Source organism: candidate division KSB1 bacterium (assembly GCA_034505495.1).
GTDB lineage: Bacteria > Zhuqueibacterota > Zhuqueibacteria > Residuimicrobiales > Krinioviventaceae > Fontimicrobium_A.
The window spans coordinates 111,809-122,544 of sequence record JAPDQV010000003.1 but is presented as its reverse complement, the minus strand read 5'-3'; the positions used below and the strand labels follow the sequence as shown (position 1 = coordinate 122,544).

Below are 10,736 nucleotides of genomic sequence, written 5' to 3'. Positions count from 1 at the left end.
TATGCGGCAGCTGACGTTCATCATCCGCGAAGCTTTGCAGAGTGCTCAAATCGGTTTCGAGCAGGTCGAAGGCATTGCGGTGACTTGCGGCCCCGGTCTCGCCGGTTCTCTGCTGGTCGGTCTTTGTGCGGCGAAAGGCCTGGCCATGACTCTGAATGTACCGTATATCGGCATCAATCATCTCGAAGGTCATTTGGCTGCGGCGGCAGTAGACGGCGAGCCGTTAAAGTATCCGTTCATCGCCCTGGTGGTGTCGGGCGGACACACGTTGCTGGTGCATGGAGAAAAGCCCTTTTCCTATCGCATCATCGGCCGAACGATCGACGATGCTGCCGGCGAGGCCTTTGACAAGGCGGCGAAAATCCTGGGACTCGGTTATCCCGGCGGACCGGCCGTTGAGAAAGCAGGTCGAGAAGGCGATCCGCAACGCGTTCATTTGCCCAGGGCGCTTCTCGATCGCGACAATCTCGACTTCAGCTTCAGCGGCCTCAAGACGGCGGTTCTCTATCTTATTCGCCGACTTTTGCAGGAAGGACAGCCGGTTCCGACAGCCGACATCGCCGCAAGCTTTCAACAGGCCGTGGCCGACGTTCTGGTCGCCAAAACAATGCGCGCTGTAGAAACAGCCCCCATTCGGGAGCTGATTTTAGCCGGCGGCGTGATGCGAAATACGATTATACGCACTGCCTTCCAGGCGGCATGCCAGGAAAAAGGCATCGAGTTTCGCGTTCCCTCTCCGCTGCTCTGCACCGACAACGCCGGAATGATCGCCCGCGCCGGCCACTCGCGACTGACAGCCGGCATGCGCTCGAATTGGAGCCTCGACGTTTACCCCAACCTCAGTCTCGATCAACCCCTCAATTGAGCGGAAATTTTTCATGACTCCCCACCTGCGACGGCACCCACGATGAAGTCATTGAATCTCCTGCTTTCTGTTCCTCCGGCCGTCTTTGCTGCGGCAGTTTTTGCCGCCGTTCTCTTTACCTTTTTCATTTATCGTCGCACCAACCCGATTGTTTCGAAAAGCCTGCGTCTTGCGCTTGCCGCTTTGCGAGCCGCAGCCGTCGTTCTTTTGCTGGCGGTCTGTTGTGAGGCGGTGATTCGCCTGATTTATGAACAGCAGCAGCGGCCTATTTTGGCCGTGGCTTTGGATCATTCTGCCAGCATGAACGTCGAGGATGCCTTCGGGCGCCGCAGTGAGAGCGCTGCCGCGATACTAAAAAATCCGCTTTGGCGAGATTTACGGCAAAAATATGAATTGAAATGGTTCCTGTTTGCAGATCGTCCGCGCCCGATTGCGGAATCGGCATTGGATTCAATCGCTTATGCCGGTGATGAGACGAACATCAGCTCGGCTCTGGCGGAAATCGCTGCGCAATCCGATCGCCGAAGATTGAGCGGCATCCTGCTCATTTCCGACGGCGCTTATACGAACGGCGGTCATCCCATGCGCGCTGCCGAGGATCTGAGTGTACCGATCTTTGCCGTCGGGGTGGGTTCCGCCGAGCCTTTACCCGATGCGGCGGTCCTGCAGGTCGACAGTCCGGCATTCGCTTTTTTAGGCCGTCCGGTGACGCTGCAGGTCTCGCTCCATACCGGCGGCTTGGAAGCTTTTACCGCCCCGCTGTCGCTGATTCAGGAAGGACGAGTTGTCACCGAAAAAACGATCACCGTCCCCCCTTCACCGGCCGATCTGCGAACAACCTTGGAGTATACGCCGACGAATCTCGGCCGACAAAAGCTCGAAATCTTTTTGGCCCCGCATCCGAGCGAAAAGATTATCGCCAATAATAAAAAGACCGTTTATATCGATGTCCTCAAGTCCAAGATCAACATTCTTTTGATCGCCGGCAGCATCACACCGGATATCTCTTTTTTACGTAGGAACATCGATGCCGATCGCTACAATTTGGAATGGATTGCAAGGCGCTCCGCCGCAGGTGACTTTTATCGACCGTTTCCGACCGATGCGGAACTGGATCAAATCGATTTGTTCATTTTATACGATTTTCCGACGCGTGATACGGTTCCCGCAGCCCAAAGACTTGCCGCAGCGCTGCAGCGCCGGTCCCGCCCCTTGTTGCTCATTCTCGGTGAAAACGTTTCGCCGAACGAGTTGTCGCGTTTGAGTGATGTTATTCCTTTCGATCAGCCGGAGAGGCTGCCGCAGCCTCAACAGGTATTTGCCGAGCTCTCGCCGCTCGGCTTAACCCATGCCGCCGTGCAGCTCAGTCGTAATCCTCTAGATTCGCAAAGAATGTGGACCGTCCTGCCGCCGCTTTCGGCTTTTTGGCGCGTTCGCCCTTTTTCCGCAGCAGAGGTCCTTGTCTATCGCAAGCTGTCGCCGCTCGATGCTTCTCGCGAGCCGCTGGTTCTCGTACGTAAAGAAGAGACTTTAAAATCGGCTGCAATTACGGCGACGCAATTGTGGCGGTGGGACCTTTACGCAGGCGCCCGAGCGGACCGCCAGGCCGCTCTCAAGCCGCTGGTCAACTCCCTCCTTTCATGGTTGGAAACGCCGCAGATTCAAGATCGTGTTGCCGTGCAGCTCGAAAAGACTACTTTCAGCTTCGGCGAAAAGGTTCGGGCAGAAGCGACAGTTTTGGATGAAAGGCTCATACCCGTAGACAACGCCGAGGTTACGGCGAGTGTAGTAGGCGCTTCAGGTGCAGTCGAACAACGCGCAGAAGCACTTCAGGATGGAAAATATGTGGCGGAATGGACGGATCTGCCGCCAGGGGATTATCGGCTTTTGATTAATGCTTCGCTCGGCGGTCGCCCTTTGGGGCAAGCGACGACGCTTTTTTCCATCGGCACGTACAATGCAGAACTGTCGCAGACTTTGGCGCAACCGGAGGTGCTGCAGGAAACGGCGCGCGTCTCAGGGGGCGACTATGCTCCGGCTGATTCCGTGGCGCGTCTGCTCGGCAGCCTCTCCCCCGCTCCAATAACTGCGGTGATCATCTCTGAAAAACTGCTTTGGAATCATCCCGCCGTGCTGAGCATTCTTTTAGTTTTGCTTTTCCTCGAATGGTTCATCCGCCGGCGCAAGGGAATGGTGTGAGATTTAATTATCCCGCCGGCCGGCAAATTGAACTTTTTGCAAGGGCGTTATACATCCCCCTACAATTTTTTGCTATCTTGCAGTAGTTGCTCCGCTCAAACGCTCGGCCAAACGATAAGGGTCCTGAAAATTCGGGAAATCGCCCTGTAACGCACGCCAAATCTCACGGGCGCGCGCCGTCTCGCCGTTTTCCAAATAGGCGATCGTCAAATTGTACAGCAGATAGGGATACTTGGGCATGCCCTTACGGGCAGTTTCCAGATGGCGAATGGCAGCCGAGAAATTCCCTTCATCCAAGTAAATTTGCCCCAACCACATGTGCGCTTGGGGTACGTTTTCCAATTCGACGACCCGCATCAATACCGGCTTTGCGTCTTGAAACGAGCGTTTGCGCAACAGCTCCTGCGCCTGCTGCATCAATGAGGCGACTTGCGGCGAAACCGCCACAATTTTTGAGGTCACCATGCCGGCAGCATCTGCCGAAACCGTTCCGCCTTTCCGGGACTCTTTGGCTCTTTTAACGGCGGCCAGCCCCATCTGTATAACCGGATCGTTGCTCATCTCCTTTTGCGCCCGCTGGAAAAAGATTTCAGCGCGATCATAGTCACCGAGCGCAAGATAGGCTTGGGCCAAAAGCATTTCTGCAGCAGGCACTTGTTGCATTCGAAGAAAAGGCTCCAGTATGGCGGGCGTCAGCTCATGTCGCTGCAGACGATTGCAGAGCTCTGCCGCTTTGAGATAGGGAACGTGCGTCAGCGGATGCATGGCAACATAAGCGCGATATTCTGCGAGTGCCGCTTCCAGATCGCCGTTCCGCTCGTAAGAAGCAGCCAAAGCCGCATGCACATGCCGCATTGTATAGTTGTCGTACTTGATCGCTTTTTTGACTTCTTCCTGCATATAATTTCGCGGCTGGAAGCCGTCGATTGCAGCTTGGCTGCGCGATTCCGGTTTAAACGGCCAGCCGGATTTCAGCTCCTGTACAGACAACTCGCCGTACAAACTGTCTGCGGCTGTAAAAGCACAGGCGTTGTCGTCAATTTTTGATTTTCTTTGAGAGAGCGGCAGCAGGCGCTGCTCGAGAAGCACATCGAGGAACGCTTCGGCCATAAGCCGGTAGCCCTGCAGATTGGGATGGAGATGGTCGATCATCAACGTGCCGCCGATTATGCCGTTCGGCGATGCCGCTTCGAAGCGCCGTACCATCGGCACCAGAGGCAATCGGTAACGATCTGCCGCCGTGCGGATCACTTGATTCATCGTTTCCGGGGCGCGGAAACGCAGAGCATCCTGTTCCTTTGCCTGTAGATAGAGCGACTTGGCGCGCTGCCAATCGCCGGCCTGCTCGGCCGCTTTGGCTTCGCGAAAGGATTGCTCGGCTGAATGATCGGGGAGAGACAGGAAAGGAGGCTGATCGGCGAGATTGCTGACCAATTCGCTGAGAACGACCGGCACGCCGCGGCGCTTTGCTTTTTTGAGTATGGCGTCGAGATTGGCTTCGAATTGGCGGATTCCGGCGGTATAGAGGGGGCTGTCCAAAGGAATTTGCTGCTCCGCCACGATGCGCTCCATCAGCGTGGCGGTGGTCGGCTTTTCGGCGACCTTTCGCAATCGCGTAACCACGCTGCGGGTGAGCATAAATAGGCGCGATCGACGCAATTTTAGCGCCGTCAGAACCCAACCGCGGTTGCGCCCCAAGGACTCCCGCGAGCCAACCCCTAAAGCGCCGTAATATTCGTTGTGTCCCGCATAGATCAAGATGAGATCGGGTTTCTGTTCCAGCAATTCATCCATCATATCGAGCAGCGCATAGCTGTTGATGGCCGACATGGCGAGGTTGACGACTTCGATTGGCCGTGCAGGTTCCGCCGCTTGAAGCGCGTTTTCTAAAATGCGAGAAAAGCGCGCATTCTCATCGTAAGGATAGCCGGCAGTCGTGGAACCGCCGAGCACAAAAATGCGCAGGCCGTTTTCGGGCTTACTCTTTAGAAACGTATCATGCGAGGGCGTGGGGATCATTCGATCGCTGCGAAAGTAACGGCGGGCGATGGTCGGATTGATCCGCAAAAGATGCGAGTACGGTTTGGGTGCACTGATAAAGAGCTTCGGCGCGCCGGCATAGCCGGCGATGCGCAGGCCGAGCTCCACCATCCCCAAAATGAACAACGGCAGCAGCCACACCAGGATGGTAAAGGCTATTCTTTTATTGCGGCCGCCGGCGTCTATCTGTTGAAGGTCGGGCGGTTCAATATCTTTCTTCATGCCGTGGATGCCTCACTTTGTCAAATTCGAGGGACAGGGGCTAATTAAAGAAAAGCGGTGAAATTAACAAGCATTTTCCTCAAGTTCCATTCATCCTCTGAAAATTTTAAATACAGGACTTTTGCCCAACAGGCTTGGAGATGATAACTTTTTTCTCTAATTTGATAATATGGATCAAACAGTAAAAACCTCGCTGCAGGAGCCGCTTGTTTCGGTTCTTTTGCCGGTTTACAACCGCCGTCATCTGATTCTGCGGGCTATTGATTCCGTTTGGACTCAGACGCTGCAGGACTTTGAGCTCTTGGTCATCGACGACGGCAGCACCGATGGTTTGGAAGAGCTGCTGCTGCCTCTTGTCCTTGAGCGACGGAATCTTCGTTATTTAAAACATGCAAACCGCGGTTTGGCAGCTTCGCGCAACATCGGGATTGCTGCTGCTTTAGGTAAGTATGTCACCTTCTTAGACTCGGACGATGAATATTTGCCGACCCATTTAGAGTTGCGCAGCCGTTTTCTTCAGGAACATCCGGAGGTGGATTTTCTGCATGGTGGCGTCGAGCTTGTCGGGCCGGAAGAGTCGCACTGGGTGGTCGACGCTTATCAGCCGGATCGCCGCATCCATCTTTCCCAATGCGTCATCGGCGCCACCTTGTTCGGCAAAAAAGAGGTATTTCTGCGCGCCGGCGGCTTTAAACTGCTGCCATATTCCGCCGAATCAGAGTTTGTAGCCAGGGTCGAAAAGAGTTTTCGGGTAGTCAAAGTCGACTTTTCCACCTATCGTTATTATACCGGCTTACCGGACAGCATTTGTGAGAGCAAAAAGCAACAACAGGCTGAACCGCTGTGATTAACGAGGGGAATTGTATTTACGCCAAAAATTTCCTAATTTTCGGCCGGACATTAAAAGGAAAGCGAAAATGAGAACGAAAGCGTTGCCGTTGATTGCGGCGCTTTGCTTGTTTTTTTCTTTCTCATGCACGGAAAATAAAGGCGACAAGCCGTCTTTTGGACGTCCAAAGAATGCATTCGACCGCAGCCGTCTCATTACTCAGGAAGAGATAGAACGGCGCGCGCTCGAGCTGCAGGCATTACAGGCGGAAACCGAAGCCCTCTACCGGTCACTAAAAGAAAAAGAGCTGATGCTTTTGCGCAAACAAGCTACGCTGGATTCTCTCCAACTTGCATTAGAAAAAAAGGAAGCGGAAATAAGGCAAAGAGAAAAAGCGGCAAAAAAGCTGCGCAATTCGGGCACTCTGCTCTTTTTGGTCGGTATCGCATTGATATTTTTCGGGCTGCGTAAAAACTTGGCTCCCAAGCCCAAATCGGCTGTCCCGGCACAGCCTCCGCAGAAGTAGTCACTTGTTTCGCCGAAATAGAAAAATAGCTTTCGAGGCTCTCGGTTATGAGAGCTGACTGCCGAATTAGGCGTCTCCGAACCAAGCCCCGCGCGACTTTTCCAGCAGAGGCTGCAATATTTTCCCAAGGCGATGTGATGAAACGGCAGCATTGAACGCCTCAAATGGGATGATTTTCGTCCTTTCTCCCCAATAGACCAGCGCCGCCAGAGCTGCTCCTTTGGCGCCGCCGACCCTTCGAAATGCCGGCTGTTCCATGCCCCCCTGCTCGATCTGCAACTCCGCATCGGCTAAAAGTCGCGCTCCAGGACGGATGCGGCTTTTCACTTTTTTCCATCCCTCTTCCGAAACTGCCAAAATGATATCGGGATCGAGAGCGTCGGCATAGCATATCGGCTGCGGCGAAAAGGTCAAATGTACCAGCGAAAAGCCGTTGCCGACGGTAATCGGATATTCGCCGCGCTTTTGGACTTCGAGACCGCAACGCATGGCCGCCAGAGCGGCGATTTCGCCGGCAGACTGTACGCCTTCTCCCGCCGAACCGGCAACAGTAACCTGCAGTTGCCGCTGAAGCGATGAAGTAAATTTGCTTGGAACGGCGGGTATTTCATCCAACAGCGAGGGCGTTTGCCGAACACCGGGTGTAAAAATCGGAAAGGAACCGACCGCATCGATAGGCGGATATACGGCAGCTTGTCTCAGTTCAGGATATTTTCGCAAGCCGTGCGAGGGGCAGGTTTCGAGCACTTCGATCAACGAACACCCCCGCGTTTTCAGCAGCTCGATGAAGGCAGCCGTCAAATCGTCATCCGCAAAGCGGCGAATAACCCGTTGAGCTCCGGCGGCGGCAGCCAAGGCGCAGACGTCGAGCGGCTGAGGCCCTCCGTCAGCCCGCAGATTCGGGGGTGAAAGCGCGCTGCGCTGGCCGCCCGTCATGCCGTAGACCATGTTGTTATGAAGAATGACCAGCATCTCGACGTTCCAGCGCGCCGCAGTCAAAATATGCTGCAGACCTATCGAAGCTCCGCCGTCGCCGAGAACGGCAATCACTTTTTTACCGGAACCGGCGGCAGCCATGGCAATCCCCTGAGCCAAGGCGGTCGATCGCCCGTGCAGGCCGTGCACGGTGTGACTGTTGACCAGCGCATCGATCAGTCCGCAGCAGCCGATGTCGCTGACGATAACGGCATTGAGTGGATCAAGATCGAGAGCCTGAAAAGCTGCATCCAACGCTTTGAGAATCAGTCCATGTCCGCAACCGGGACAGTACGGAAACGACTTGTCGTTGAGCAGTCGATTCGTCATAATCCCGCCTCACGAATGATCTGCGAGGGAGAAATAGGCCTGCCGATGCTGCCGATCGCAATAATCCGCTCATCGCGCCACAATCCGAACAGAACCTGGCGCAGAGCGCCGGTGATGTTTTCTTCCACAATGATTATTTTTCGATAATGAGTTAGGCGGTCAATAACATCCTGCGGCACAGGCAACAAAGTCTGGAGCGTGAGCAGATCCACGGCAATGCTGCGGCGACGCAGCTCTTCGGCAGCCGCCCGCGTTGACAAAGCCGAAACTCCATAGCTGATCAGCAGCAGGTCTGAGCCGTCCTGAGCGTCAAAAATGAAATATTCATAATTTTTCATAAGGTGAAGGACTTTTTTCTGCAGCCTTTGCGTGTTGGCGAGCGATTCGGGGGTATTGTCGCGAATGAGACCGCTCCGGTCATGCGTAGAGGCGTTCAGACGAACGCGGCGAAGCGAATTGCCGACAGGAAGAAACGGCGGTACATCTTTTTCATCTGCTGCATAAGGCTCGGAATGGTGTTCCGCGGCGCCGGCAGATCCTTTGACAGGCGAGATCGGCGGCAACGCTGCAAGGTCCAAGCTGCAGGAAGTCATGACCATTTCCTTGGAGGTCATCAGGATGACCGGCGACCGCATATTCGCAGCCGCATCGAGCGCGGCGGCAGAGAGCGTCCAGCAATCCGTCAAATCTGCCGGGCAGAAAACCGGCAAGGTGTATCCGCCGGACAGAAGGCCGCGCAGCAAAAGCAGATCTCCCTCTGCCCCGACGGTTGCGGAGCCGGTACTCGGTCCCAACCGTTGTACAAGCACCAACACCAACGGCAGTTCCATCATATAGAACATGTTGACGGATTCCACCATTAGTGCCAAACCTGGAAAAGAAGTTGCGGCGACGGGAAGTTTGCCGGCTGCCGCATAGCCTGCAGCCCACTGCAAAGCGGAAATTTCATCCGGAGCGGCATAAAATTCCGGAAAACGCCTCCGGGCATATTCGTAGATTAAATTTGCCGGAGTAATAGGGTAACCGATATACACGTCCGCGCCGGCGCGGGTCAAAGCCTCGACGATCAAAAGAGATCCGTCGACCAGATGTTTGGAACCCTGCATGAGTCTGCATCCTTGTGCGTTGTTCGCCAATATAAGCTGCATAGGGTTCGAATTCCAACATTTTTCTTTCCAAGCAAAATCATTAGGCCGCTAAGTACGGCGTGGTTATCTATAACTTTACGATTGATCAAACACCCGCAAGAACATTATAAAAAATATCAGCTAAAAATAAAGTTGCAATTTCACAATTATTTATTATTTTCCACCAAGTAATTCTTCAGCGGAGGTATCGCATGAAGCCCCAAAAAGCAGTTCTAATTGGCCTTTCAGTTTTGCTGTTAATAATGATGGCGGTTCTATCGGCCGGAGAGAAGAATTTCGGCACCCAGCCCTACAGCAAATTCGAAAAACCGGAAGCCTGCGGATCATGTCATACGGACATTTATATGCAGTGGACGCAGGCGATGATGTCGCAGGCTTATACGCACCACTGGGATGAAATCGAATATTTTGATCTGGCGGTTGCGCATGCGCAAAAGGTGCCGTCATTGAAAGGACCGGTCGACGGCTGCAACGGCTGTCATGCCCCGTTAGCCTATTTGGCGGGCGACGTCCCGCCGCCGCGCCCCTCGGAGGGGTCGCGTGCCAATGAGAGCGTCAGCTGCGATCTTTGTCACAGCATCAGCGGCATCCAAAGCGACGACAGTGTTCCCTACAACTTTAGCTTTGTCGTATCGCCCGGCCGTATCAAGTACGGCGCAAAGGAGGGCGTAGTCTCGCCTCATCACGAGACGAAAAAGCTCGACATCTTTGCGCAAGCCGAACTCTGTGCGAATTGTCACAACGAGAAAAATCCCTTCGGCGTTTGGGTAAAATCGACGCAGATAGAATGGCTGGAAGGACCCTATTCTCACCAGGGCGTCCCTTGTCAGCAATGCCATATGCCCAAGGCATGGGGGCGAAATGCAAAAATGGCCAAAGAAGACATGGTGGCGCAGCATCTGTTTAATGGAGCCCATGATCCCGGAAAAATTGCCGGTGCGATCGAGCTTCGCATGCACCCGGAAGAACGCGAAGCAGCTCCCGGCGATGTTGTGGTCCTGAAGGTGCAGCTGTTCAACGGGAAGGCCGGACACAAGATCCCCACCGGCTCGGTAGAAGATCGAATCATGTGGCTGCATGTCACGGCAAGGGACTCCGACGGCAAAGAGTATCATCTGCCGGTGGATAAAAAGGGATTCGAAGGCGAAGAGTATACGATTGCTGCGGACGTGCTTGCCTATGTCGATATGGGGGTTCCCAAAGGGATCAAGGACTTTAAGGGTGTACCCAGAGACGGCGTGCCGGTCGGCGACCGCATCTTTCGCATGCCGTATTTTGACCCGAACGGCATCATGACCATCCTGCAATGGAATACCGCGCGGCTCGGCGTCGATTACCGCATCGGACCGCGGGAGACAAAAATCGAGACCTTTACTTGGCAAGTGCCGGATGATATTCCCCTTGGCAAGGTGACTTTTCGCGCCCAGTTGAATTATCAAAAACTGGTCAAGCCGGTGGCGGATTTTCTGGGAGTTCCGGCGGAAGAAAGCGAAATCGTACCGGTAAATTTCGCCGAAACTTGGATCCAAGTCGTCGATTAGCAGGCGCAGCGATTCAAGCTCGGCATTTTCGATTACGGCTGGAATGAGGAGGATTCCCATT

General features: G+C 54.3%; 8 protein-coding genes. 5 read left to right on the top strand and 3 right to left on the bottom strand.

The annotated features are described in order from the left end of the window. Both tsaD and ONB24_02480 read left to right on the top strand, forming a co-directional pair. Positions 1–865: tRNA (adenosine(37)-N6)-threonylcarbamoyltransferase complex transferase subunit TsaD (gene tsaD, locus ONB24_02485; GenBank protein ID MDZ7314971.1), on the top strand; the 865-nt coding region annotated here is incomplete at its 5' end. Between the two features lie 42 nt (positions 866–907). Then, positions 908–3,064 (top strand): VWA domain-containing protein, encoded by a 2,157-nt coding sequence (locus ONB24_02480; protein ID MDZ7314970.1) that lies wholly within the window; start codon positions 908–910, stop codon positions 3,062–3,064. Positions 3,065–3,136: 72 nt separating this feature from the next. On the opposite strand, the gene ONB24_02475 is transcribed toward ONB24_02480, so the two are convergent. Beyond that, positions 3,137–5,326 carry a GDSL-type esterase/lipase family protein gene (locus tag ONB24_02475; GenBank protein ID MDZ7314969.1) on the bottom strand — a complete coding sequence of 730 codons (2,190 nt, stop codon included), beginning with the start codon at positions 5,324–5,326 and terminating at the stop codon, positions 3,137–3,139. Positions 5,327–5,495: 169 nt separating this feature from the next. Here ONB24_02475 and ONB24_02470 point away from each other — a divergent pair, with 169 nt between their 5' ends. After that, the gene (locus ONB24_02470; protein MDZ7314968.1) at positions 5,496–6,173 is read left to right on the top strand and encodes a glycosyltransferase; all 678 of its coding nucleotides are present in this window, start codon (positions 5,496–5,498) and stop codon (positions 6,171–6,173) included. A gap of 70 nt (positions 6,174–6,243) precedes the next feature. Then, the gene (locus tag ONB24_02465; GenBank protein MDZ7314967.1) at positions 6,244–6,681 is read left to right on the top strand and encodes a hypothetical protein; all 438 of its coding nucleotides are present in this window, start codon (positions 6,244–6,246) and stop codon (positions 6,679–6,681) included. Positions 6,682–6,747: 66 nt separating this feature from the next. On the opposite strand, the gene ONB24_02460 is transcribed toward ONB24_02465, so the two are convergent. Next, positions 6,748–7,986, bottom strand: coding sequence for a thiamine pyrophosphate-dependent enzyme (locus tag ONB24_02460; protein ID MDZ7314966.1), 1,239 nt, complete (start codon positions 7,984–7,986; stop codon positions 6,748–6,750). Continuing rightward, positions 7,983–9,092 (bottom strand): thiamine pyrophosphate-binding protein, encoded by a 1,110-nt coding sequence (locus tag ONB24_02455; GenBank protein MDZ7314965.1) that lies wholly within the window; start codon positions 9,090–9,092, stop codon positions 7,983–7,985. Before ONB24_02455 ends, ONB24_02460 begins: the two co-directional genes overlap by 4 nt. 233 nt (positions 9,093–9,325) lie before the next feature. Between ONB24_02455 and ONB24_02450 the strand changes: the two genes are divergently transcribed. Further along, positions 9,326–10,675, top strand: a complete 1,350-nt coding sequence (locus ONB24_02450; protein ID MDZ7314964.1) for a multiheme c-type cytochrome — start codon at positions 9,326–9,328, stop codon at positions 10,673–10,675. The last annotated feature ends 61 nt before the right edge of the window (positions 10,676–10,736 follow it).

Bases quoted from the DNA above. Each gene is read 5' to 3' on its own strand.
- ONB24_02480 (MDZ7314970.1), top strand. From the start codon at position 908: ATGAAGTCATTGAATCTCCTGCTTTCTGTTCCTCCGGCCGTCTTTGCT.
- ONB24_02475 (MDZ7314969.1), bottom strand. From the start codon at position 5,326: ATGAAGAAAGATATTGAACCGCCCGACCTTCAACAGATAGACGCCGGC.
- ONB24_02470 (MDZ7314968.1), top strand. From the start codon at position 5,496: ATGGATCAAACAGTAAAAACCTCGCTGCAGGAGCCGCTTGTTTCGGTT.
- ONB24_02465 (MDZ7314967.1), top strand. From the start codon at position 6,244: ATGAGAACGAAAGCGTTGCCGTTGATTGCGGCGCTTTGCTTGTTTTTT.
- ONB24_02460 (MDZ7314966.1), bottom strand. From the start codon at position 7,986: ATGACGAATCGACTGCTCAACGACAAGTCGTTTCCGTACTGTCCCGGT.
- ONB24_02455 (MDZ7314965.1), bottom strand. From the start codon at position 9,092: ATGCAGGGTTCCAAACATCTGGTCGACGGATCTCTTTTGATCGTCGAG.
- ONB24_02450 (MDZ7314964.1), top strand. From the start codon at position 9,326: ATGAAGCCCCAAAAAGCAGTTCTAATTGGCCTTTCAGTTTTGCTGTTA.